The following is a 23,782-nucleotide window of genomic DNA, read 5'->3' on the forward strand; positions in this document are numbered from 1 at the left end:
GCTCAGCCGTAGACGATGCGGCGCAGCTGCCGGAGCGAGAGCTCCGGTGGCGCCACCGCGCGGTGCGGCAGCTCGGCCGCGATCCGCTCGAAGATCTCGGAGTTCACCGCGCCACCGGCCTGGAGCTCGCGATGGCGGCGGCGGACGAACTCCTCGGTCGTCTCGTCGAAGTACGCCAGCACGTCGAGCACCACCCGGGAGGCCTCACCACGCTGGAGCGCGGTGCTGCGCACCAGGTGGTCGATGAGGTCGTCATGCGACGTGCGGCGTTCGAGCACCCGTAGATACTGAGGTGTCACGGTGGCTCTTCGCAACATCCCTGCCCGATATCGGGCAGCGGCGGGCATGATCGGGGTCACGTCAGGCCGAGGATTGGTCTACACCTTGACCGCGCGGGAGGTACGGCGGTAGGCATGGGCGGTTCGGTTGCGCAAGCCCACAGGTGTGACGCCCGTCGAAGGGACCCAGCTTGTGAGACAGCACAGAACGTTCCCGCGCCTCCTCGGTTCGCTGCTCCTCCTCGCCATGGCCGGACTGGCCGGTGTCGGGGCCGCGCCGCCCGGAGCCCCCGGGCCCGGGCCCGCCGTCCGGCCGCTCGGCGAGGTGGTACCGGTGCCCGCGTCCGTACGGCCCTCCGGCGCCCCCTACACGATCACCGCCCGCACCCGGATCCACGTCGACCACGGCGCGCCGGAGGTCCGCCGGATCGGCGCCTACCTGGCGTCCCTGCTGCGGCCCGCCACCGGCTACGCCCTGCCCGTCACGGACGACGGCGGCAAGGGCGGCATCCGGCTGCGGCTGAGCCACCGTGAGAAGGCCCTCGGGCCGGAGGGCTACCGGCTGCGGTCCGGCCGCCTGGGCGTCACCATCACCGCCCGCGCGCCCGCCGGGCTCTTCCACGGCGTCCAGACCCTGCGCCAGCAGCTTCCGGCCGCGGTGGAGAGGGACAGCCGCCAGGCCGGCCCCTGGACCGTGGCGGGCGGCACCATCACCGACGTGCCCCGCTACGGCTACCGGGGGGCCATGCTCGACGTCTCCCGGCACTTCTTCACCGTCGCGCAGGTCAAGCGCTGGATCGACCAGCTCGCCCTGTACAAGATCAACAAGTTGCACCTGCACCTCAGCGACGACCAGGGCTGGCGCATCGCGATCGACTCCTGGCCCCGCCTGGCCGCGTACGGCGGCTCCACCCAGGTCGGCGGCGGGCCCGGCGGCCACTACACCAAGGCGCAGTACCGCGAGATCGTCTCCTACGCCGCCTCCCGCCATCTGGAGGTCGTGCCCGAGATCGACATGCCCGGCCACACCAACGCGGCCCTCGCCTCCTACGCCGAACTGAACTGCGACGGCGTGGCCCCGCCCCTCTACACGGGCACGGCCGTCGGCTTCAGCTCGCTGTGCGTGGACAAGCCCGTCACCTACGACTTCGTGGAGGACGTCATCCGCGAGCTGGCCGCGCTGACCCCGGGCCGGTACCTCCACATCGGCGGTGACGAGGCGCACTCCACCAGCCACGCGGACTACGTCGCCTTCATGGACCGGGTGCAGCCGGTGGTGGCCAAGTACGGCAAGACGGTCGTCGGCTGGCACCAGCTGACCGGCGCCGACCCGGCGAAGGGGGCCCTCGCCCAGTACTGGGGCCTGGACCGCACCGGTGACGCCGAGAAGGCGAAGGTGGCGGCCGCCGCGCGGAACGGCACCGGGCTGATCCTGTCGCCCGCCGACCGGCTCTACCTCGACATGAAGTACAGCGAGAAGACCGAGCCGGGCCTGTCCTGGGCCGGCTACGTCGAGGTGCGGCGCTCCTACGACTGGGACCCGGCGGCCTACCTGCCGGGCGTCCCGGCGTCGGCCGTCGCGGGCGTCGAGGCGCCGCTGTGGACCGAGACCGTCTCCACCGGCGCGCACATCGACCGGATGGCCTTCCCGCGCCTGCTCTCCGCCGCCGAGCTCGGCTGGTCCCCGGCGGCGTCGCACGGCTGGGAGGCGTACCGGGAGCGGCTGGCGGCGCAGGGGCCGCGGCTGGCGGCCCTCGGGATCGACTTCCACCGCTCGCCCCAGGTGCCGTGGCGCACCGAGTGACCGGGGCAGCCGCCGTGTACCGGCCGGGGCACGCCGGGTGCCGGTCGAGCCGGTGGCCGGCCCGGCGCGGCCCGTTTCAGCGGTGAGCCGTGCGCCTGCCATGGCCGGGGCCCGGTGGAGGACCGTACTCCACCGGGCCCCGGAGCCTGCTAGCGGGCGAACCGCGCGATCGGGTTCTCCAGGGTGCCGATGAGCTGGAGCGCGGCCGACGGGTCGGCCAGGTCCACCATCTGCTGGTTGTTGCGGAGCTGGAGCCGGTTCAGGCAGGAGAGCGTGAACTCCGCGGCGAACATGTCGTACTGCTCGAACTTGTCCGCCAGCTCCGGCTTCGACTCCTGGTACGCGTGCACGCACTCGGCGACCGTCCGCCAGAAGTCGTCCTCGCCCAGCACGCCCTCGGCGGCGAGCGTCGCGCCCAGGAAGCGGAAGAAGCAGTCGAAGACGTCCGTGAAGACCGACAGCAGCTTGGTGTCCTCGGGCACGTCGACGCGGATCCGCTCGACGGCCGGCGGCAGCACCGCGTCCGGGTCCATCACCGCGATCTCCTCGGCGATGTCCTTGAAGATCGCGCGCCGTACCGCGCCGTCCTCGATGACGAGGATGACGTTCTCGCCGTGCGGCATCCACACCAGGTCGTAGGCGTAGAAGGTGTGCAGGACCGGCAGCAGGTAGGCGTCCAGGTAGCCGCGCAGCCACTCGGTGGGCGCCAGGCCCGACTCGGCGATCAGCGCGCCCGCGAAGGAGGCGCCCTCGTGGTCGGTGTGCAGCAGGGACGCCATGGTGGCGAGCCGCTGGCCGTCCTCGATCGTCGGCACCGGGCTCTCCCGCCACAGCGCGGCGAGCATCTTGCGGTACGGGGAGTACCGGTCGGTGGCGGCCTCGTACTCCAGGTGCCGGTAACCGACGGCCGCCCGCTCGCGGATGATCGAGAAGCGCGCCGCCTTGAGGACGTCGTCGCCGTCGATCAGATTGGCCAGCCAGTCGTTGATGGCCGGGGTGGCCTCCATGTAGGCGGCGGACAGGCCGCGCATGAAGCCCATGTTGAGGACGGACAGGGCCGTCTTCACGTAGTGCTTGGCCGGGTCGGTGGTGTTGAAGAAGGTACGGATGGACTGCTGCGCCAGGTAGCGGTCCTCGCCCTCGCCGAGGAAGACCAGGCGCCGCTGGGCGATCTCGGCGGCGAAGGTGACCGACAGCTTGTTCCACCACTGCCACGGGTGGACCGGGACGAGGAGGTAGTCGGCGAGGTCCAGGCCCTGCCCGGCGAGGGTGCGGGCGAAGCCGTCGACGGTGGCGTCACCCAGCTCGGCGCGGATGAAGGTGTCGTAGTCGATGCTCGCGCCGGCGGTGAAGGTGGTGCGGTCGCGGCGGGCGGCCAGCCAGATCAGCCGGAGTTCGTTCGCCGCCTCGGGGGCGTAGGCGTGGTACTCGTCGATGCCGAAGCCGAGCCGCCCGTTGTTGGCGACGAAGCAGGGGTGGCCCTCGGTCATGCCGGTCTCGACGGCCTGGAAGTCCGCCGTGGCCAGTTCGGCGGCCGGAACGCGCGGCTTGGCCGACTTGTACGCGGTACCGGAGAGCGTCGAGGAGATCTCCTCCAGGTACACGGGCAGGATCTCGTCGCTCAGGCCGAGGGAGCCGCGCAGCTCGATGACGAACTCCAGCGCGTCCAGCGGCAGCTCGGCGTCGTCCCGGTGGCGGCTGATCGACCCGGCCTCGACCTGCCAGTGGTCCAGGGCGAACCGGGCGGCGGAGAAGCGGTACTCGGTCGTGCCGTCGTCGCTGAGCACGCGGTAGCGGTCCGCGCCCAGCGGCTCGGGGGTGAGCAGCCGCTCATGGGCGAACTCGGCCAGGCCCTTGCGGACGAGCATACGGTTGGCGTACGCCCAGCGCTCGGGCGTCAGGTGGGCGACGGGGTTCACCGGGCGCCTCCCACGGCGGCGCGGAACTGCTCACGGGTGCACACGCTCAGGTACGCGTCCTTCTCCGGCTTGGCTATCTTCTCGACGATCTCGAAGCCGACCGCCTCGTTCAGGGCGTGGACGGCCGTGTTGCGCACATCGGGCTCCACCACGACCCGCCGGGTCGCCGGGTCGGCGAACAGCTCCTCCATCACGGCGGTGATCACCGCGCGGGTGAAGCCGTGGACGGGCGTGTCGGTGGGGGCGACCAGGAAGTGCATACCGACGTCGCCGGGCCGGGCGTCGTACAGTCCGGCCAGCTCGACGTGGCGCGGGTCGTAGCGCTCCATCAGGACCGCCGGCTCGCCGTCGTGCAGGCCGATGAAGGCGTCGTGGTGCTCGTGGGCGGCGATGGCCAGGTACTCGCGCTCCACGTCCTGGAGCGTGTGGTCCCGCATCATCCAGAAGGCGGCCTTGGGGTGGGTGACCCAGGAGTGGACCAGCTCGATGTCCGGGACGGGGCCTCCCCCGCTCGAACGAAGCCGGGAGCCGGGGGAAGGGTCGAGCGGGCGGAAGGTGAAGGTCCCGACGGCGGTGGTGGTGCTCATACGGCGAACTCCTGGAAGGCGATGGACTTCTCGACCGGGTAGTACTCGGTGCCCAGCAGCTCGCTGATGATGTACGCGTTGCGGTAGGGGCCCATGCCGAGGTCCGGGCTGGTGATGGAGTGGGTGTGCACCGCGGCGTTCTGCAGGAAGATGCCCCGGCCGGTGGTGTCGACGGAGTAGTTGCGGGCGACGTCGAAGCGCCCCTGGCCGTCGAAGCGGATCCGGTCGCGCACCGGCTCCAGGAAACCGGGCGTGGCGTACTTGTAACCGGTGGCCAGGATCAGGCCCTCGGTCTGGATCTCGAAGTCCTTGCCCTGCTCCTCCTGGCGCAGGCCCAGGGTGTAGGTCCCGTCCTCGTAGGCCGCCGTCCGGAGCGCGGAGTTGGTGAGCAGCCGGGTGGGGACCGGGCCGCCGATGCTCTTCTGGTACAGCAGGTCGAAGATCGCGTCGATGAGCTCGCCGTCGATGCCCTTGAACAGGCCCTTCTGCTCCGTCTCCAGACGGTAGCGGGTCGCCTCGGGCAGCGCGTGGAAGTAGTCGATGTACTCCGGGGAGGTCATCTCCAGCGTGAGCTTGGTGTACTCCAGCGGGAAGAAGCGCGGGGAGCGGGTGACCCAGTTCAGCCGGTAGCCGTGGACGTCGATCTCGCTCAGCAGGTCGTAGTAGATCTCCGCCGCGCTCTGTCCGCTGCCGACCAGGGTGATCGACTTCTTCTTCTGGAGGGCCTCCTTGCTCGGCAGGTAGCGCGAGTTGTGGATGAAGTCCCCGCCCAGGCCCTCGCAGGCCTCCGGGACGTACGGCGGGGTGCCGGTGCCCAGGACGAGGTGGCGGGCCCGGAGCGTCTCCCCGCCGGTGGTGCGGACGGCGTACAGCTCCTCGGCGGCGTCGTACGTGACCTCGGCGACCGTGGTGGAGAAGCGGATGCTGCTCAGCTTGCCGGCGGCCCAGCGGCAGTAGTCGTTGTACTCGGTGCGCAGCGGGTAGAAGTTCTCGCGGATGTAGAACGAGTAGAGCCGGCCGTTCTCCTTGAGGTACTGGAGGAAGGAGTACGGCGACGTCGGGTCGGCGAGGGTGACCAGGTCCGACATGAACGGCGTCTGGAGGTGGGCGCCTTCGAGGAACATCCCCGAGTGCCACTCGAAGTCCGGCTTGGACTCCAGGAACACGCCGCTCAACTCGTCGATCGGCTCGGTGAGGCAGGCCAGGCCGAGGTTGAACGGACCCAGTCCGATACCGATGAAATCAAGAGGCGTGGACAAGGTTCTCTCCCAGGTACTGCTCGGCGTGGCCGGCGATCAGATCGAGGACGGCGGTGATGTCGTGCACGGTCGTCTCGGGGTTGAGCAAGGTGAACTTGAGGTACTGGCGGCCGTCGACCTTCGTACCGGCGACGACGGCCTCGCCCGAGGCGAACAGCGCCTTGCGGGCGTGGAGGTTGGCGCGGTCGATCTCCTCGGGGGAGGTGACGGCGGCCGGGATGTAGCGGAAGACCAGGGTGGAGAGCGAGGGGCGGACCACCACGTCGTAGCGCGGGTCGGCGGCGAGCACGTCCCAGCCGGCCCCGGCCAGGTCGCACACCTCGTCGAAGAGCTGCCCGATGCCGTCGGCGCCCATGACGCGCAGGGTCATCCACAGCTTCAGCGCGTCGAAGCGGCGGGTGGTCTGGAGGGACTTGTCGACCTGGTTGGGCACCGCCCCGCGCAGCCCGCCGGACGCGGCGGCTCCCCCCGCCTCCGCCACGGGGGCGGGGTTGAGGTAGTCGGCGTGGTACGTGGCGTGGCGCAGCGTCGCACCGTCCTTGACCAGCAGGGCGGACGAACTCACCGGCTGGAAGAAGGACTTGTGGTAGTCGACGGTGACGGAGTCGGCGCGCTCGATGCCGTCCAGGAGGTGGCGGCGGGTGGGGGAGGCGAGCAGCCCGCAGCCGTAGGCGGCGTCCACGTGCATCCAGGCGCCGTACTCGACGGCCAGCTCGGCGATCTCGTGGAGCGGGTCGATGGAGCCGAAGTCGGTGGTGCCGGCGGTGGCGACGATGGCCATCGGGACCAGGCCCTCGGCGGCGCAGCGGGCCAGCTCGGCGGCGAGCACCACGGACTGCAGGCGCTTGTCGCGGTCGCAGGGGATGGCGACGACGGCCTGGGGGGACAGCCCGAGGAGCTTGGCCGACTTCTGGACGCTGAAGTGGCTGCACTCGGAGGAGAACACGCGCAGTCGCGACATGTCGTCCGTCTTGGCCTCCTCACGGGCCAGCAGCAGCGCCTGGAGGTTGGACTGGGTGCCGCCGCTGGTGAACACGCCGTCGGCGGCCGGGCCGAGGCCGATGCGCCCGGCGGTCCAGTCGATCAGGCGGCGCTCGATGAGGGTGCCGCCCGCGCTCTGGTCCCAGGTGTCCAGCGAGGAGTTGACCGCGGAGAGCACCGCCTCGCCGAGCACGGCCGGGATGACGACCGGGCAGTTGAGGTGACCCAGGTAGCGCGGGTGGTGGAAGTAGACGGCGTCGCGCAGGTAGACCTGCTCCAGCTCGTCGAGGGCGGCGGAGCTGTCACCGAGGGGCCGGTCGAGGTCGACCGAGTCGATGACCGGGGCCAGTTCGTCGGGGGTGACGCCGGTGAACGGGCGCCGGGTGGAGGCGAGCCGGCTCGCCACCCGCTCGACTCCTTCGGTGACGGAACGCCGGTACTGCTCCGCCGTCGCGTCATTGAGCAGGTGCGAGCGCATGCGATGTCCTCCCGGGTACGGGGACGGGGTCGGCCCCTCCGGACAGGTGAGAGGGGCGAGGGCCACTGTTGAACTTAGGTTAGCCTAACCTAATTTGAACGCGCAATCGACCCTCGCCCCGCGAAGGACCCAGCCGTCACCGGTCCTTCAGGACTCGTCGTCGGCGGCGTCCGGCGCCTCGCGCAGGGCGTCCTCGCTCATGCCCTTGCGCCAGTAACCGACGAAGGTGACCCGGCGCCGGTCGATCCGGCGCTCGTTCACCAGGTGCCGGCGCAGCTCCCTGACCGAACCGGACTCGCCCGCGATCCAGGCGTACGGTGCCTCGCCGGTCAGCTCGGCGGCGCGCACCGCGTCGACCGCGCGGGGCGCCCCCTCCTCCCGGACCAGCCAGGTGACGTCGGCATCCGCCTCCGTCGCCGGCTCCAGGCGGTCGGCGGCGCAGGGGACTTCGAGCCAGACCCGGGCCCTGATGCCGGCCGGCAGCCGCTCCAGGACGGCCGAGGCGGCGGGCAGTGCCGTCTCGTCGCCCCAGATCAGCACCTCGTCGGCGTCCGCCGGCAGCCGGAAGCGCACCCCGGTGTTGTCCGCGACGGTGGGGCCGAGGACCACCACGCGGTCGCCCGCCGTGGCCCGCTGGGCCCAGCGGCAGGCAGGCCCGCCGTCCTCGTGGAGGGCGAAGTCGATGTCGACCTCCGCGAGGTCCGGGCGCTGGGCGCGCACGGTGTAGGAGCGCATCACCGCCCGTACGTCGGCGGGCATGGCCCGCCAGGCGCCGAGCACGGCGTACAGGCCGTCACCGTCCAGCGGCGGCATGACCGCATCCGGCTGCCCCGGATGCGGCAGGAAGAGCGAGAGGGACTGGTCGCGGCCGCCGGAGGCGAAACCTTTCAGCGCCGTGCTGCCCGGGGCGTCCGTGAAGGTCACGCGGACCAGTGACGGGCTGAGCCGCCGCGTCCTCGCGACCTGGAGGGGAAAGAAGCGGAACGGGGCGGACTCGGCTGTCGTCATCGCGGTCAGGCCACCTTCTTGGCGTTCTCGATGGCCTTGGCGAGGTCCTCGACCAGCGTGGCGCACTTGTCGTACGAGTAGATGGGCTCGGTGACCCGCGGGACGACCTGGCCGGCCTTCACGGCGGGCAGTCGCGTCCAGGTGGGCTTGGCGGTCAGCGCGGAGGGCTGCAGGGCCGAGGAGCGGTTGTCCATCATGATGATGTCGGCCTTGTACTTGTCGACGGTCTCCCAGCTCAGCTTCTCGAAGAAGCCCTGCGCGTCGACCTTCGGCTCCACGAACGTGACGCCCAGCTCCTGGAAGTAGCGGGTGTCGGCGGACATCTTCGCCAGCGAGACGTAGAACTCCTCCTGGCTGGCCGAGCCGATCATGACCCTGATCTCCGGCTTGCTCTTCGCGGCCTGGCGCAGGCGCGCGGCGGCCTTCTCGAAGCGGGCCTTGGCGTCGGTGACCTTCTTGCTCTTCATGTCGGCGCCCAGCGACTCGGCCAGGTCCGCCCGGCGCTGAAGCGCGCCCGGCATGCTGATCTGGGCGGCCCACAGCAGGACGGTGGACTGGGCGAGCTTGAAGATCTTGTCCTTGGACTGCGGCGGGACGTACCAGGCGTCGTCCTTCTCCCACATGTCGGTGACGAGCAGGTCCGGGGTGAGCTTGGCGTACTTCTCCATGTTGAACTCGCCCCAGACATTGCCGATGATCTCGACCTTGTCGATGTCCAGGTCGCCGGCCTGCACGTCGGGCTTGCCGTCCTTCGCCCGGGTGGGGCCGAAGACGCCCTTGACCTCGATGCCGTAGTCGTGGAGCGCCGCCGCGGCGCCGGTGAAGGCGACGATGTTCTTCGGGCGGGCCTCGCTCTTCGAGGTCTGGCCGCGGTCGTCCTTGAACTGCCACGGGCCTGACTTCCCGGCGGCGTCCGCACCGCTCGGCTTCTTCTCGTCCTTCCCCTGGCCGCAGGCGGCGAGTGCGGCGCCGAGGCCGAGGGCGCTGCCGGCGGCGAGTATGCCGCGGCGGGTGGGGCGGGAAGCGCGGGCGTTGGGCATGGCTGAGTCTGCTTTCGTGTGGATCGCAACCGTCGGTCCGGAGGCCGGAGGTCATTATGAGGTAAGTGAAGCCTAACCTCACCTCGGGTTGGCTGGGAAGCCCCGTTCCGCTTAGCCGTGTTGGGGCACTCTGGGGGGATTGCAGATAATTCGCCCGGGTGGTGTGGTGGCCGAAAACAGCAACGGCGGGCGGGCGGACGCCGGTTGGCCCGGTGCTCCGGAACCTCGCGTGCCGCCGGAATCCCGCGGAGGGACCCAAGGGTCCGGAGCCACCGGGAGGGGCCGGAAGCACACAGGGAGGGGCCGGAGCCACCGGGAGGGGCTGGGGGACCGGAAGGGGCCGGAGTCACTGGAACGGCCCGGAGGAACCGGAAGGGCCCGGGGGCGCGCCGCACGGCGCGTCCCCGGGCCCTTCCCGGCAGAGGTGGCGAACGGATCAGGCGGAGAGCCCCAGTTCGCGGGCGATCAGCATCCGCTGCACCTCGCTGGTGCCCTCGCCGATCTCCAGGATCTTGGAGTCCCGCCACATACGGGCGACCGGATACTCGTTCATGAAGCCGTAGCCGCCGTGGATCTGAGTGGCCTCGCGGGCGTTGTCGACGGCCACCGTGGAGGAGTACAGCTTCGCCACCGCCGCCTCCTTCTTGAACGGCTCACCGCTGACCAGACGGGAGGCCGCGTCCCGCCAGCCGATCCGGGCCATGTGCGCCCGGGTCTCCATGTCCGCGATCTTGAACTGGATCGCCTGGTTGTCGCCGATGGGCCGCCCGAACGCGTGCCGCTCCTTGGCGTACTTCACCGACTCGTCCACACACCCCTGCGCCAGTCCGGTGGCCAGCGCGGAGATGGCGACGCGGCCCTCGTCGAGGATCTGGAGGAACTGGGCGTACCCCCGGCCCTCCTCGCCGAGCAGGTTGGCCGCCGGGACCCGGACGTCGGAGAACGACAGCTCCCGGGTGTCCGAGGCGTTCCAGCCGACCTTGGAGTAGGGGGCGGCCACCGTGAAGCCCGGGGTGCCGGACGGGACGATGATGGAGGAGATCAGCGGCCGGCCGTCGGCCTTGCGGCCGGTGACGGCCGTGACCGTGACCAGCCCGGTGATGTCCGTACCGGAGTTGGTGATGAAGCACTTCGAGCCGTTGACGACCCACTCGTCACCGTCCCGCACGGCCGTGGTGCGGGTACCGCCCGCGTCGGAGCCGCACCCGGGCTCGGTCAGGCCGAAGGCGCCCAGCACCTCACCGGCGCACATCCGGGGCAGCCACTGCCGCTTCTGCTCCTCGGTGCCGAAGCGGTGGATCGGCATCGCGCCGAGCGAGACGGCCGCCTCCAGGGTGATGGCGACCGAGGAGTCCACCCGGGCGAGCTCTTCGAGCGCGATGCCGAGGGCGAGGTAGTCGCCGCCCATGCCGCCGTACTCCTCGGGGAAGGGCAGCCCGAACAGGCCCATCCGTCCCATCTCCCGCACGATCTCGTACGGGAACTCGTGCCGCTCGTAGAAGTCGCCGATCTTGGGCGCGATGACGTCGTGCGCGAACTCCTCGACGGTACGGCGGAGTTCCTCGTGTTCCGGCGACAGCCGGTGGTCCAGGGACATGGGTGGGTCACTCCTTGTGGGAGGCGGCGCCGCCGAGGGCGCGGACGGTGCGGGACGGGCTGGGGCGGCCCAGCCGTTCGGCCAGCCACACGCTGGTGGCGGTGAGCCGGCCGAGGTCGACCCCGGTCTCGATGCCGAGGCCGTGGAGCATCCACACGAGGTCTTCGGTGGCGAGGTTCCCGGTGGCGGACTTGGCGTACGGGCAGCCGCCGAGGCCGCCGGCGGACGCGTCCACGGTGGTCACCCCGTGCCGGAGCGCGGCCAGGGTGTTCGCCAGGGCCTGGCCGTAGGTGTCGTGGAAGTGCACGGCGAGCTCGTCCGTCCGCACGCCCGCCTCGTTGAGCGCGGTGAGCAGCCGCCGGACGTGGCCGGGTGTGGCCACGCCGATGGTGTCGCCCAGGCTGAGCTCGTCGCACCCGAGGTCCTTGAGGCGACGGGTGACGGCGACGACCTGTTCGACCGGGACGGGACCCTCCCAGGGGTCGCCGAAGCACATGGACAGATAGCCCCGCACGGCCAGGCCGGCGTCCTTGGCGCGGGCGACGACCGGGGCGAACATGGCGAGCGCCTCGTCCACCGTGCGGTTGAGGTTGGCCTTGGCGAACGACTCGGTGGCGGAGGCGAACACGGCGACCTCACGGGCGCCGAGCGCGAGGGCCCGGTCCAGGCCCCGCTCGTTCGGCACGAGGACGGGCAGCCGGACCCCGGCCCCGGCCAGGTCGCTGACGAGCGGGAACAGCGCTTCCGCGTCCGCCAGCTGGGGCACCCACTTGGGGTGGACGAAGCTGGTCGCCTCGACGGTGCCGAGCCCGGCGGCGGCCAGCCGCCGGACGAACTCGGCCTTCACCTCGGTCGGGACGACACCCTGCTCGTTCTGGAGTCCGTCCCGCGCCCCGACCTCGTGGATCGTCACCCGGCCGGGCAGCCCGGGCTCCGGCACGGTCATGGGAAGTCCGGTGCTCATGCCTCCTCCTTGGGGACCACCACGGCCAGCACCTGGTCCATGGCGACGGTGGCGCCGGGCGTGACGTCCAGCTCGGCGACGGTGCCGTCGTGCGGGGCGGAGATGACGTGCTCCATCTTCATCGCCTCCACCACGACCAGCCCCTGACCGGCCGTCACCTCGTCCCCGACGGCCACCTTGACGACGGTGACGGTGCCCGGCATGGGGGCGGTCAGCGAGTCGGCGCCGGCGTGCGCGCCCCGGTTCAGCGAGGCCTCGACCGGGTCGTGGTCGAGGACGTTCCAGCCGTCCCCGTCCCGGCCCAGCCAGGTGCCGGCCCGGTGGAAGGTGTGGGTGACGCCGTCCACGGTGACCGTGACCCGGTCGTCGGTCACATGCGCCCCGGCCCCGGCCCGGCGGGCGACGGGGTCGGACCCCGGCACGCGCAGCCAGTGCGTCACGGGCGCCGGCTCGCCGCCCAGCCGCCAGCCGTCCGGCACCGCGAACGGGTCCGTCCAGCCGCCGGCCCCCGGCCGTGGCCGCAGCCCCGCCTGGCGCACCGCCGCCGCGGCCTCGTACACCTCGTCGGGGACGCCGTCCGGGACCAGGGCGTCCACGTCCCGCTCCACCAGGCCCGTGTCCAGGTCGCCGCTGACGACGTCCGGGTGGGCCAGGAGCCGGCGCAGGAAGCCCGCGTTGGTCGGGACGCCGAGCACCACGGTGTCGGCCAGGGCGGCGCGCAGCCGGCGCAGCGCCGTGGGGCGGTCGGCCGCGTGGACGACGACCTTCGCCAGCATCGGGTCGTACAGGCTGGAGACCTCCGTGCCCTCGCTCAGGCCCGAGTCGGTCCGTACGCCCGCGCCCCGCGGCTCGTTCAGCGCCAGGACCGTGCCGCCCGACGGGAGGAACCCCCGGGAGGGGTCCTCGGCGCAGATCCGGGCCTCGACGGCGTGCCCGTCCAGCCGGATGTCGTCCTGCCCGAACGGCAGCCGCTCACCCGCCGCGACCCGCAGCTGCCACTCCACCAGGTCCAGTCCGGTGATCAGCTCGGTGACCGGGTGCTCGACCTGGAGGCGGGTGTTCATCTCCATGAAGTAGTACGCGGACGGGTCACCGCCCGGGACGATGAACTCCACCGTGCCCGCGCCCCGGTAGCCGCAGGAGCGGGCCGCCTGGACGGCCGCCTCACCCATGGCGGCACGTGTCCTCTCGTCGAGCAGGACGGACGGCGCCTCCTCGATGATCTTCTGGTGCCGGCGCTGGAGGGAGCACTCGCGCTCCCCGAGGTGGACGACGTTGCCGTGGCCGTCCGCCAGGACCTGGATCTCGATGTGCCGGGGCCGGTCGATCCACCGCTCCACCAGCAGGGTGTCGTCGCCGAAGGACGCCCGCGCCTCGCGGCGGGCCGCCGCGATCTCGTCCAGCAGGGCCGACTCGGCGCGGGTCAGGCGCATGCCCTTGCCGCCGCCGCCCGCCGAGGGCTTCAGCAGCACCGGCATACCGATCTCGCGGGCGGCGGCGGCCAGCTCGTCGTCGCTCAGCCCGCTGCCCGACGAGCCCGGGACGACGGGCACTCCGGCGGCCTTCACCGTCTCCTTGGCCCGGATCTTGTCGCCCATCAGGGCGATGGCCGGCGCGGGGGGCCCGATGAAGACCAGACCGGCCTCGGCGCACGCCTCCGCGAAGGCGGCGTTCTCCGCGAGGAAGCCGTACCCGGGGTGGACCGCCTGCGCGCCGGTCCGTTCCGCCGCCTCAAGGAGCCGGTCCACCCGCAGGTAGCTCTCGGCGGCCGGCGGCGGCCCGATCCGGACGGCGGTGTCCGCCTCCCGCACGTGCCGGGCGTCGGCGTCCGCGTCGCTGAAGACGGCCACCGAGCGGATGCCGAGGGACCGCAGCGTACGGATGACGCGCACCGCGATCTCGCCTCGGTTGGCGACCAGGACTGTGTCGAACATGGTCATCGTCTTGAGGTCCCTCACATCCGGAAGACGCCGAAGCCGGACGTCTGGCCGTCCTTGGCGGGCAGCGGGGCGTTGGCACACGCGGTCAGGGCCAGACCCAGCACCTGGCGGGTCTCCAGCGGGTCGATCACACCGTCGTCCCACAGCCGGGCGGTCGCGTAGTAGGCGTTGCCCTGCCGCTCGTACTGCGCGCGGACCGGGGCCTTGAAGGCCTCCTCGTCCTCGGCGGGCCACTGCTCGCCGCGCGCCTGGAGCTGGTCGCGCTTGACGGTGGCCAGGACCGAGGCGGCCTGCTCGCCGCCCATCACGGAGATCTTGGCGTTGGGCCACATCCACAGGAAGCGGGGCGAGTAGGCCCGGCCGCACATGGAGTAGTTGCCGGCGCCGTACGAACCGCCGACGACGACCGTCAGCTTCGGCACCCGGGTGCAGGCCACCGCGGTGACCATCTTGGCGCCGTGCTTGGCGATGCCGCCCGCCTCGTAGTCCCGGCCGACCATGAAGCCGGAGATGTTCTGGAGGAACAGCAGCGGGATGCCGCGCTGGTCGCACAGCTCGATGAAGTGGGCGCCCTTCTGGGCGGACTCGGCGAACAGGATGCCGTTGTTGGCGACGATCCCGACCGGGTGGCCGTGGATCCGGGCGAAGCCGGTGACCAGCGTCTGGCCGAACTCGGACTTGAACTCCTGGAACCGGGAGCCGTCCACGACCCGCGCGATGATCTCCCGCGCGTCGTAGGGCGTGCGGGAGTCGACCGGCACCGCGCCGTACAGCCCGGCCGGGTCGACCTTCGGCTCCTCGGCCGGCTCCACCGACCAGGGCAGCGGGCCGCGCGCGGGGAGCGTGGCGACGATGTTCCGCACGATCCGCAGGGCGTGGGCGTCGTCCTCCGCCAGGTGGTCGGTGACACCGGAGGTCCGGGAGTGCACCTCGCCGCCGCCGAGCTCCTCCGCGGTGACGACCTCGCCGGTCGCCGCCTTCACCAGCGGCGGGCCGCCCAGGAAGATGGTGCCCTGGTTCCGCACGATCACGGCCTCGTCGCTCATCGCCGGGACGTACGCGCCGCCGGCGGTGCACGAACCCAGCACGGCGGCGATCTGCGGGATGCCGGCGCCCGACATCCGGGCCTGGTTGTAGAAGATCCGGCCGAAGTGCTCCCGGTCGGGGAAGACCTCGTCCTGCATCGGCAGGAAGGCGCCGCCCGAGTCGACCAGGTAGACGCACGGCAGCCGGTTCTCCAGGGCCACCTCCTGGGCGCGCAGGTGCTTCTTGACCGTCATCGGGTAGTACGTGCCGCCCTTGACGGTGGCGTCGTTGGCGACGACCACCACCTCGCGGCCGCTGACCCGGCCGATCCCGGCGATCACCCCGGCCGCCGGGGCCTGGTCGTCGTACATGCCGTTCGCCGCGAGCGGGGCGAGCTCCAGGAACGGCGAGCCGGGATCCAGGAGCGTGTCGACCCGGTCGCGCGGCAGCAGCTTGCCGCGCGCCGTGTGCCGGGCGCGGGACCGCTCGCCGCCGCCCAGCCGGGCCGCGGCCAGCCGGGCGCGCAGCTCGTCGGCCAGCTCGTGGTGTGCCGCCTCGTTGGCCTGCCAGGCCGCGGACGCGGGATCCGCCGCGCTCGTCAGCACCGGTGCCTGTCGCATCGTGTCGCCCCCAGGTTAATGAGCGTTAACGCATTTCCCTCAGGTTAACGAGCGCTAACGGCCTTGTCTAGAATCAATCCATGAGCACCAGGACCGACGCCCCGACGCGCCGCGAACAGATCCTCAAGGAGGCCGCCCGCCTCTTCGCCGAGCGCGGCTTCCACGGGGTGGGCGTGGACGAGATAGGGGCGGCGGTCGGCATCAGCGGTCCCGGCCTCTACCGGCACTTCCCCGGCAAGGACGCGATGCTCGCCGAGCTGCTGGTCGGCATCAGCGAGCGGCTCCTCGACGGCGGCCGGCGCCGGGTGGCGGAGGCGGCGGGCGACCCCGGGACGCTCCTCGGGGCGCTCATCGACGGGCACATCGACTTCGCGCTCGACGACCGCCCCCTGATCACCCTGCACGACCGCGAGCTGGACCGCCTGCGCGACACCGACCGCAAGCGGGTGCGCCAGCTCCAGCGGCAGTACGTCGAGCTGTGGGTGTCGGTCGTGCGCGAGCTCTACCCGGCGCGCCCGGAGGCCGAGGCGCGGGCCACCGTCCACGCCGTCTTCGGCCTGCTGAACTCGACCCCCCACATCGGCCTGCTGGGCCGCACGGCCATGGAGTCACTGCTGCGCCGGCTGGCGCACGGGGCGTTCGGGGCGCTCGCGGTGTGACGGGTGCGGGCCGGGGACCCGCCGGGCGCCCCCCGCGTCCACGGGGCGGAACGGGGCGGCCACGGCCGGTGGTCGCGCGGCACAATGGGGCCATGCCGATACCCAGCCGCGCCGCCCTCGTCGAGCACCTCGTCCGCACCCGTATCGCCGGTGACGTCGCCACGCCCCGCGACAACAACCTCTCCCACTACCGCAAGCTGGCGAACGGGGACCGCCACTACTGGCTCGGCCTGGAGCTGGGCGACCGGTGGACCGACGAGCAGGACGTGCTCGCCGTGATGGCCGAGCGGTGCGGGGTGATCGACGACCCCTCGCACCGGAGCGGGCAGGACACCATCGACCCGGAGCTGACCGTCGACGGCCTGGAGCGGATGGCCGCCCGGCTGCGCAAGGCGGCGGCGGGCCGGCAGCGGGTGCTGTTCGCGACCGGGCACCCCGGCGCCCTGCTGGACGTGCACAGCGGTACGGCCACCGCGCTGCGCGCCGCCGGCTGCGACGTCGTGCGGATCCCCGGCGGGCTCACCGCCGACGAGGGGTACGTCGTGCAGTTCGCGGACGTCGCCGTCTTCGAGCGCGGCGCCAGCCTCTGGCACACCCATTCGCCGGAACCGATGAACGCGATCCTCGACCACCTGGACGTCCAGCCGGACCTGGTCGTCGCCGACCACGGGTGGGCCGGCCGGGCCGGGCAGCGCGGCATCGACTCGGTGGGGTACGCCGACTGCAACGACCCCGCCCTGTTCATCGGCGAGGCCGAGGGCACCGTCCAGGTCGCCGTCCCGCTCGACGACCACGTGGTGGACCCGCGCTTCTACGAGCCGATGACCGCCTACCTGCTGGACGCGGCCGGGCTGCTCTGACCGGTGGGCACCCCGGTCCGACCGGGGACACCCGGGCGCCCGGGCGCGGGGCGGCGCACGGCGGCCCGGACGACCGGACGGGGGCCCGCAGGCCGCGCGGGGGCCCCTTCCCTCACGGGCGGCCGGTCCCGCCGGAGCTGCCCAGCTCGCCGCGCGCCGCCTCCATGAAGGTGTGGCGGCGCTCCCGTTTGGCGGAGAGGGACGCGCCCGCCGTGCCGTCGCGCATCCGGACGTGCAGCGCCTCCGCGTAGTCCTGGGCGGCCCGTGCCGTCCCGGGCGAGCAGACCAGCTCGACGGCCTTCTTCGCCAGCCACAGCGCGTGCAGGGCCTCCTCGTCGGAGGTGTCGGCCGCCGGCAGCCCCAGGTTCCTGCTGTCCAGCACCAGCTCGATGCGCTGAGCCGAGCCGAGGAAGTGCATGATGGCCTCCTTGCGCTCCCCGCGCTCCGTGGCGGTCCGCTCCCACTGGTGGCGCCGGCTCTCCACCCGGGTCGCCAGGTGCTGGCCTATGAGCGTGCCCAGCGTGCCCAGCAGAACTCCGGCCAGGGCGAGGACCGTTCCCCCCGATACGTCTTCCATGGCCCCCACCCTGGTGGAAGGCGGGCGAGCCGTCGAGCCCCTACTCGCGCGGTACGCGGACCACGCCCTCCTGGATGACCGAGATGGCCAGCCGCCCGTCCTGCGTCCAGATCCGCGCCTGGCCCAGGCCCCGGCCGCCGGACGCCGACGGGGACTCCTGGTCGTACAGCAGCCACTCGTCCGCCCGGAAGGGGCGGTGGAACCACATGGCGTGGTCCAGCGAGGCGCCCACCACGTCGCCGACAGCCCAGCCGCCGCGCCCGTGGGCCAGCAGCACCGAGTCCAGCAGGGTCATGTCGGAGACGTAGGTCGCCAGGCAGACGTGCAGCAGGGGGTCGTCGGCGAGCTTGCCGTTGGTGCGGAACCACACCTGCGAGCGCGGCTCGCGGGGCGTGCCCGCCGTCCCGTACGGGGGCTCCTCGGCGTACCGGAGGTCGACCGCCGCCCGGGCCTCCAGGAGGCGGTCCACGGTGTCCGGCTCGATGAACCGGTCCGCGTACCGGGGCAGCAGCTCGGCGGCCGTCGGGAGCGTCTCCGGAGCGGGGGCGGGCGGCATGTCCGCCTGGTGCTCCAGGCCCTCCTCGTACGTCTGGAACGACGCCGACAGGTGGAAGATCGGCTGGCCGTGCTGCACGGCGACGACCCGGCGCGTGGTGAACGACCGGCCGTCGCGGATGCGGTCCACGGTGTAGACGATCGGCGCGCCGGGGTCGCCGGGGCGCAGGAAGTACGCGTGCAGGGAGTGGGCGAGCCGGTCGTCCGGGACGGTCCGGCCGGCCGCCACCAGGGCCTGCGCGGCGACCTGCCCGCCGAAGACGCGCGGGACGATCGCCGAGCGGGACTCGCCCCGGAAGATGTCCTGCTCGATCCGCTCCAGGTCGAGCAGATCGAGCAGGTCGTCGAGCGGTTGCGCGCTTTCGGTCACAGGGACTACAGACCCATCGACTTGGCGATGATGGTCTTCATGATCTCGCTGGTGCCGCCGTAGATGCGGTTGACCCGGTTGTCCGCGTACAGGCGGGCGATCGGGTACTCGTTCATGTAGCCGTAGCCGCCGTGCAGCTGGAGGCAGCGGTCGATGACGCGGTGGGCGACCTCGGTGCAGAAGAGCTTGGCGCTGGCGGCCTCGGCCGGGGTCAGCTCGCCCGCGTCCAGGGCCTCCAGGGCGCGGTCGGCGACGGCCTCGGCGGCGTCCACCTCGGCCTGGCAGGCGGCCAGCTCGAACTTGGTGTTCTGGAAGTGGGCGACCGGCTTGCCGAAGACGGTGCGGTCGGTCACGTACGCTTGCGCGAACCGGATCGCGGCCTTGGCCTGGGCGTACGCGCCGAAGGCGATGCCCCAGCGCTCGGAGGCCAGGTTGTGGCCGAGGTAGGAGAAGCCCTTGCCCTCCTCGCCGAGCAGGTCCTCGACCGGGACCTTGACGTCGACGAAGGCCAGCTCGGCGGTGTCGGACGTCTTCAGGCCCAGCTTGTCCAGCTTGCGGCCCACCGAGTAGCCCTCGGACTTGGTGTCCACCGCGAACAGGGAGATGCCGAAGCGGCGGTCGTCCTCGCGCGGGGCGGAGGTGCGGGCGCACACGATCACGCGGTCGGCGTGCACACCACCGGTGATGAAGGTCTTGGCGCCGTTGAGGACGTAGTGCGTGCCGTCCTCGGAGAGCTTGGCGGTGGTCTTCATGCCCGCGACGTCCGAGCCGGTGCCCGGCTCGGTCATCGCCAGCGCCCACATCTCCTCGCCGGTGACGAACTTCGGCAGGTAGCGCTTCTTCTGCTCGTCGGTGGCCAGCATCTCGATGTAGGGCAGGCCGAGCAGCACGTGCACGCCGGAGCCGCCGAAGGAGACGCCCGCGCGGGCGGTCTCCTCGTACATCACGGCCTCGTACTTGTGGGACTCGATGCCGGCGCCGCCGTACTCCTCGGGGACGCGGATACCGAAGACACCCAGCTCGCCGAGCTTGTAGTAGAAGTCGCGCGGCGCCTGGCCGGCGGCGAACCACTCGTCGTAGACGGGGACGACCTCGGCCTCGATGAAGGCGCGGATGGTCTCCCGGAACGCCTCGTGGTCCTCGTCGAATACGGTACGGCGCACGAGCCGCCTCCTTCGGTTCCTGTCCTGGTCCGGCCGGTCGCTCCGACGCTTCGGCATGTGCCTAAGCGCTTGCTCAGCCTGTGTCCGTCGAAGTTACTCATCGGTCACCCGATCTGTCCAGACTCCGCGTCTGTGATCCAGAGCCCTTCGGCGGAGTCGTACACGTACGCCGGCCTCCCTCGGGTCGCGCTCGTGCGGAATGGCTTCCCGCCGTCCGTGATCCGCACCGTCCCCGAACGGCCCCCGGCGCTCCATTCCAGCTCCAGGTACCAGCGGCAGCCGCAGCCCGCCGTCCGGGCCGAGACCAGCAGCTCCTCGGGGTCGGAGGAGGTGATCTTGTACGGGAAGGAGACGGCCGGGATCGTCCGGACCTCGGCGCCGGAGGCGTCGAGGCCATTGACGGGCCTGGCGAGCGGGCGCGGCCGGTCGAGGTCCACGGCGAAGTGGCGCGGGGTGACGGCGCCGCCGCAGCCGTTGTCCATCCGGTACGCGTTCCACGGCAGCGGCGCGGCCCGGCCGACCACGCGCACGTGCAGGGCCTGGAGGACGACGGCGTCGGACGGCGACCGGCCCTGGAGCGTGATCCGCACCAGCGCCTCCCCGCCGTGCACGGCACCGTGCGTCCCGGCCCACGCCCCGGAGTCGGCCGCGACCGGCGGCGGGGCGACCGCGCGGGGGGCCCGGTCCACGAGGTAGGTGTGCCCGCAGCCGCCCTGCCAGAGCTGGGAGCCGATGGTCCAGGTGAAGGGAAGGGGGGCCGCGGTCCGCCCCGGCGGGGACGCAGCGGGAGCGGGGGCGGAAGCCGTACGGGTGGGGTGGCCGAGCAGGGCGGCGGCGAGGGCGAGCACGACGAGGGCGACGGCGGCGGCGACGAGCAGGGGAGCGGGGGCGGCACGACGGGGGCGGGCGCGGGGCGCCCCCGGGGCGGTCGGGCCCGGGGCGGGGTCGGGGCCCGGTCCCGGCGCGGCCGGTTCCGGGTTCGGTTCCGGCGCGGCCGGCACAGGCGTGGGCGAGGGGACGGGCGAGGCCGTGCGGCGGCGGGTGCGGTCCGCCGCCGTCCAGGCCGCCTCCAGGGCCCGCCGTTCCTCCTCGTCCGCCCCGCACAGCAGGGCGAGCCGGTCGACCACGGCGAACTCCTCCGGGACGGTCGCCCCGGAGCAGTAGCGGTGGAGGGTGGACGTGCTGACGCTCAGGCGCCGGCCCAGCGCCTCGTAACTCCGCCCGTCCCGCGCCTTCAGCGCGCGCACGAGCCCCGCGAACTCCTCGACGGCGGCGTCCTTCGGCATTCCATCCCCCTCGACCCTGCGTCCCATCCTTCACGTCCTTGCACGTCAGTGGGGGTGGAATGGTTCCGGGACGGATGGTGGGCGCGTGATCGTTGCAGGCGGCGGGCGCCGGCCCCACGCTGGTTGAGCACTGACCGAACGAACGACCCGACGGGGGACCCACCACCATGAACAAGCTCCGTACCGCGCTCGCCACCGCCGCCGCTGCCGCCCTGGGCCTCGCGGCCCTCGCCACGGCCCCGGCGCAGGCCGCTGCCCAGCCCGCCTTCCTCGCCGCCTCCGAGATGCCGAAGTCGTCGACGCCGTGGACCGCCTCCAAGGTCTTCGCCGGCGTCCCGGAGAACGGTGGCACCCTCTGCGCCCCGTACAAGATCCCGGCGCAGAACAGCCGCTACCGCGATTTCAGCAACGAGCTCGACGCCTACGGCGTCCAGATCACCACCGTCGCCCGCACCGAGGCCGACGCCGTGAAGCTGGTCGACACCCTGCGCAAGTCCCTCTCCGGCTGCGGCTCCCAGCTGAAGCAGCAGAACCCGGGAATGCAGGCCGTCAGCGGCTACCACGGCAAGCTCGCCGTCGAGGAGGGCGCCTGGGTCTACAGCCTGGACACCGCCGACCCGCAGATCGGCAGCACCGACATCCACCTGTTCTCCGTCGGCCGCGACGGCCGCACCGTCACCCTCGTCCGCTGGGGCCAGATGGGCGACCTCGAGGACGCCCCGCTGACCGCCTTCCGCACCACGACGAAGACCGCCGTCAACAAGCTCCACTGACCCGGGGGCTCCCTCGAGGGCCGACCACAGCTCCGCAGCGGCGCGACCGGAACCTCGGCGCGCCGCTGTCGTGCCCACCTACTACGCTGGCGGCGGAGAGGGGCCGGCATGCTGCTGAGATTCCGCACGGCCAATGTGCGGTCACTGCGCGACGAACAAGAACTGACCTTCGTCGTGCCCGAGGACGCGCCGAGCGCTGCCGCCCGGCGCGTCGACCTGCCCGGCGGCGCGGTGGGCGTGCTCCCTCTGATCGGCGTCTTCGGCGCCAACGCCTCGGGCAAGTCGAACGTCCTCGCCGCGATGACGGACATGAGCAGCGCCGTGCAGAGCTCCTACGCGCGCTGGGCCTCGTACGACGGCACGGACCGCGCCCCCTTCGCACTGGACGCCAAGGGCGCCGCGGAGTCGAGTTTCTACGAGGTGGACCTCGTCCTCGACGGGGTCCGCTGGACATACGGCTTCGAACTGGGTGCGGAGCGGGTCGAGGCCGAGTGGCTGCACAGCTACCCCCGGGGCCACCGGCAGGTCTGGCTGGACCGCGACGCCTCACGCACCAAGGTCTACGACTGGCCCGGCGCCCGGGTGAAGGACCGCGCCGGCCTGGAGCGGCGCACCCGGCCCAACGCCCTGGTGCTCTCCACGGCGGGCACGGACAACCACCCGCAGCTCACCCCTCTGTTCCACTGGTTCCGCCGGAACCTCTGGCTGATCGACCCCGAGGTCGAGCGCCAGGAACGGGAGACCTTCACGACGCGCCAGCTGTCCGGCGCCCGGGCAGGCCGTATCAACGAACTGCTGCGGGTCGCGGACCTCGGCATCACCGGAGCGGAGACGGTTGAGGGGGGCAAGGGACGCCCGGAGGTGCGCCTGACCCACCGCTCCGCGGCGGGGGACGTTCCCCTCGACTGGCGGCACGAGTCCTACGGCACCCGCTCCTGGTTCGCCCTGCTCGGCCCGCTACTGCTGGCCCTGGACGAAGGCGCGGTGCTGCTCGTCGACGAGCTCGACGCCAGCCTGCACCCGCGATTCGCCGCCGAGGTCGTCAGGCTCTTCCACGACCCCCAGGCCAATCCCAAGGGCGCACAGCTCGTCTTCACCTCCCACGACCCGTCGGTCCTCACCACACCGAGCGGAGGCCGTCTGCTGGAGCCCGCACAGGTGTGGCTCACCGAGAAGGACGAGGACGGGGGGACCCAGCTGTACCCGCTGACCGCGGCCTCCCCGGGGGAGGACGAGGACCTGATGAAGTCCTACCTGGCCGGGGCGTTCGGAGCCGTTCCCGCCTTGTTGGAGGGGCAGATCGCGCGACGGCTGATGGCGGCGAACGAGCGGGAACGCGCGTACGAGGCCGAGCGGAGCGGCAGCTAATGGCGCGTACGAGGGGGAAGGACTCGCTGGGGCCCGCGAGCAAGGGGCAACGGCGGAACAAGATCGTTCACGTCTTCACCGAGGGCCGGGTGACCGAGCCCCAGTACATCGAGATCGTGCGCGGCCGGGCCGGTGTGACCGGTATCGAGGTCCGGATCGCCAATGAGTCCGCGCCCGGGTCGCAGCGGAAGCCCATCACCCTGGTCGAGGCGGCGGTGCGGGTGATGCGGGAGGAGACGCGGGCCGCGAAGAAGGCGAAGCTCGCCGAGAAGTTCTGGCCGGAGGTCTGGTGCCTGTTCGACCGGGACGAGCACCAGCAGATCCCGGACGCCTTCAAGCTGGCGAAGGAGGCGGGCGTGCGGATCGCCTTTTCCCACCCTTGCTTCGAGGTCTGGCGGCTGCTCCACCACAAGCCGGTCCAGGGCACCTTCGGTGGTGTCTGCGGGGAGGCGGTGAAGCTGCTCCCCTTCGCGAACAGCGCCGAGAACATCAAGAGCGTGCTGTCCGACCAGATTCCGAAGGGCAGCTTCGCCCGGGCGAAGAAGCGGGCCCAGGAGATGAACGCCCAGCATCCCGCCCACAAGGCCATGGACCTGCGGGACCCGTACACGGACGTGTACGAGTTCGTCGAGAAGGGCCTCGGCATCACCGCGTACTGACAGAGGGTGAC

The 23,782-nt window shown here is 72.1% G+C and carries 21 protein-coding genes; 6 read left to right on the forward strand and 15 right to left on the reverse strand.

Features of this window, described 5'->3' with window-relative positions; genetic code table 11:
• Window positions 1-2: 2 nt before the first annotated feature.
• On the reverse strand, window positions 3-278 hold the full coding sequence (locus tag AB0H53_RS02790; RefSeq protein ID WP_362106428.1) for a hypothetical protein: 276 nt from the start codon (window positions 276-278) through the stop codon (window positions 3-5).
• Between the two features lie 247 nt (window positions 279-525).
• Here AB0H53_RS02790 and AB0H53_RS02795 point away from each other — a divergent pair, with 247 nt between their 5' ends.
• Window positions 526-2,082, forward strand: coding sequence for a beta-N-acetylhexosaminidase (locus AB0H53_RS02795; RefSeq protein WP_362106432.1), 1,557 nt, complete (start codon window positions 526-528; stop codon window positions 2,080-2,082).
• A gap of 149 nt (window positions 2,083-2,231) precedes the next feature.
• On the opposite strand, the gene AB0H53_RS02800 is transcribed toward AB0H53_RS02795, so the two are convergent.
• The 10 genes from AB0H53_RS02800 to AB0H53_RS02845 form a co-directional block, all read right to left on the reverse strand.
• Window positions 2,232-3,950, reverse strand: coding sequence for an IucA/IucC family siderophore biosynthesis protein (locus AB0H53_RS02800; protein WP_362106434.1), 1,719 nt, complete (start codon window positions 3,948-3,950; stop codon window positions 2,232-2,234).
• A 47-nt stretch (window positions 3,951-3,997) separates the two neighbouring features.
• The gene (locus AB0H53_RS02805) at window positions 3,998-4,588 is read right to left on the reverse strand and encodes a GNAT family N-acetyltransferase (RefSeq protein WP_362106094.1); all 591 of its coding nucleotides are present in this window, start codon (window positions 4,586-4,588) and stop codon (window positions 3,998-4,000) included.
• A complete protein-coding gene (locus AB0H53_RS02810; RefSeq protein ID WP_362106097.1) occupies window positions 4,585-5,847 on the reverse strand; it encodes a lysine N(6)-hydroxylase/L-ornithine N(5)-oxygenase family protein in 1,263 nt (420 codons plus the stop codon). The genes AB0H53_RS02805 and AB0H53_RS02810 overlap by 4 nt, the downstream gene beginning before the upstream one ends.
• A complete protein-coding gene (locus tag AB0H53_RS02815) occupies window positions 5,831-7,306 on the reverse strand; it encodes an aspartate aminotransferase family protein (RefSeq protein WP_362106100.1) in 1,476 nt (491 codons plus the stop codon). Before AB0H53_RS02815 ends, AB0H53_RS02810 begins: the two co-directional genes overlap by 17 nt.
• A 147-nt stretch (window positions 7,307-7,453) precedes the next feature.
• A complete protein-coding gene (locus AB0H53_RS02820; protein WP_362106103.1) occupies window positions 7,454-8,314 on the reverse strand; it encodes a siderophore-interacting protein in 861 nt (286 codons plus the stop codon).
• 5 nt (window positions 8,315-8,319) lie between these two features.
• Entirely contained in the window at window positions 8,320-9,354 is a 1,035-nt protein-coding gene (locus AB0H53_RS02825) for an ABC transporter substrate-binding protein (RefSeq protein ID WP_362106106.1), read from the reverse strand.
• Between the two features lie 436 nt (window positions 9,355-9,790).
• Window positions 9,791-10,951, reverse strand: a complete 1,161-nt coding sequence (locus AB0H53_RS02830) for an acyl-CoA dehydrogenase family protein (RefSeq protein ID WP_362106109.1) — start codon at window positions 10,949-10,951, stop codon at window positions 9,791-9,793.
• Between the two features lie 7 nt (window positions 10,952-10,958).
• Window positions 10,959-11,915, reverse strand: a complete 957-nt coding sequence (locus AB0H53_RS02835; protein WP_362106112.1) for a hydroxymethylglutaryl-CoA lyase — start codon at window positions 11,913-11,915, stop codon at window positions 10,959-10,961.
• The gene (locus AB0H53_RS02840; RefSeq protein WP_362106115.1) at window positions 11,912-13,855 is read right to left on the reverse strand and encodes an acetyl-CoA carboxylase biotin carboxylase subunit; all 1,944 of its coding nucleotides are present in this window, start codon (window positions 13,853-13,855) and stop codon (window positions 11,912-11,914) included. Before AB0H53_RS02840 ends, AB0H53_RS02835 begins: the two co-directional genes overlap by 4 nt.
• 14 nt (window positions 13,856-13,869) lie before the next feature.
• Window positions 13,870-15,501 (reverse strand): carboxyl transferase domain-containing protein, encoded by a 1,632-nt coding sequence (locus AB0H53_RS02845; protein ID WP_362106118.1) that lies wholly within the window; start codon window positions 15,499-15,501, stop codon window positions 13,870-13,872.
• An 80-nt stretch (window positions 15,502-15,581) separates the two neighbouring features.
• On the opposite strand from AB0H53_RS02845, the gene AB0H53_RS02850 reads away from it, so the two are divergent.
• Both AB0H53_RS02850 and AB0H53_RS02855 read left to right on the forward strand, forming a co-directional pair.
• Window positions 15,582-16,160: a TetR/AcrR family transcriptional regulator gene (locus tag AB0H53_RS02850; RefSeq protein ID WP_362106121.1), complete on the forward strand. Its 579-nt coding sequence runs from the start codon at window positions 15,582-15,584 to the stop codon at window positions 16,158-16,160.
• A gap of 92 nt (window positions 16,161-16,252) precedes the next feature.
• Entirely contained in the window at window positions 16,253-17,020 is a 768-nt protein-coding gene (locus AB0H53_RS02855; RefSeq protein ID WP_362106124.1) for a phosphatase, read from the forward strand.
• Window positions 17,021-17,132: 112 nt separating this feature from the next.
• Here the strand turns inward: AB0H53_RS02855 and AB0H53_RS02860 are convergent, their stop codons facing one another.
• The 4 genes from AB0H53_RS02860 to AB0H53_RS02875 form a co-directional block, all read right to left on the reverse strand.
• Window positions 17,133-17,597 (reverse strand): hypothetical protein, encoded by a 465-nt coding sequence (locus tag AB0H53_RS02860; protein WP_362106127.1) that lies wholly within the window; start codon window positions 17,595-17,597, stop codon window positions 17,133-17,135.
• Between the two features lie 40 nt (window positions 17,598-17,637).
• Window positions 17,638-18,522 (reverse strand): acyl-CoA thioesterase II, encoded by an 885-nt coding sequence (gene tesB / locus AB0H53_RS02865; protein WP_362106129.1) that lies wholly within the window; start codon window positions 18,520-18,522, stop codon window positions 17,638-17,640.
• Between the two features lie 5 nt (window positions 18,523-18,527).
• A complete protein-coding gene (locus AB0H53_RS02870; RefSeq protein ID WP_362106132.1) occupies window positions 18,528-19,685 on the reverse strand; it encodes an acyl-CoA dehydrogenase family protein in 1,158 nt (385 codons plus the stop codon).
• Window positions 19,686-19,789: 104 nt separating this feature from the next.
• The gene (locus AB0H53_RS02875) at window positions 19,790-20,971 is read right to left on the reverse strand and encodes a helix-turn-helix transcriptional regulator (protein WP_362106135.1); all 1,182 of its coding nucleotides are present in this window, start codon (window positions 20,969-20,971) and stop codon (window positions 19,790-19,792) included.
• A 167-nt stretch (window positions 20,972-21,138) separates the two neighbouring features.
• On the opposite strand from AB0H53_RS02875, the gene AB0H53_RS02880 reads away from it, so the two are divergent.
• From AB0H53_RS02880 to AB0H53_RS02890, 3 genes are all read left to right on the forward strand, one after another.
• Window positions 21,139-21,744, forward strand: a complete 606-nt coding sequence (locus AB0H53_RS02880) for a hypothetical protein (protein WP_362106138.1) — start codon at window positions 21,139-21,141, stop codon at window positions 21,742-21,744.
• A 108-nt stretch (window positions 21,745-21,852) separates the two neighbouring features.
• Window positions 21,853-23,112: an ATP-binding protein gene (locus AB0H53_RS02885; RefSeq protein ID WP_362106141.1), complete on the forward strand. Its 1,260-nt coding sequence runs from the start codon at window positions 21,853-21,855 to the stop codon at window positions 23,110-23,112.
• A complete protein-coding gene (locus AB0H53_RS02890; protein ID WP_362106144.1) occupies window positions 23,112-23,771 on the forward strand; it encodes an RloB family protein in 660 nt (219 codons plus the stop codon). Before AB0H53_RS02885 ends, AB0H53_RS02890 begins: the two co-directional genes overlap by 1 nt.
• Window positions 23,772-23,782: the final 11 nt, after the last annotated feature.

Origin of the sequence: Streptomyces sp. NPDC050856, assembly GCF_040653855.1 — a bacterium.
Lineage (GTDB): Bacteria > Actinomycetota > Actinomycetes > Streptomycetales > Streptomycetaceae > Streptomyces.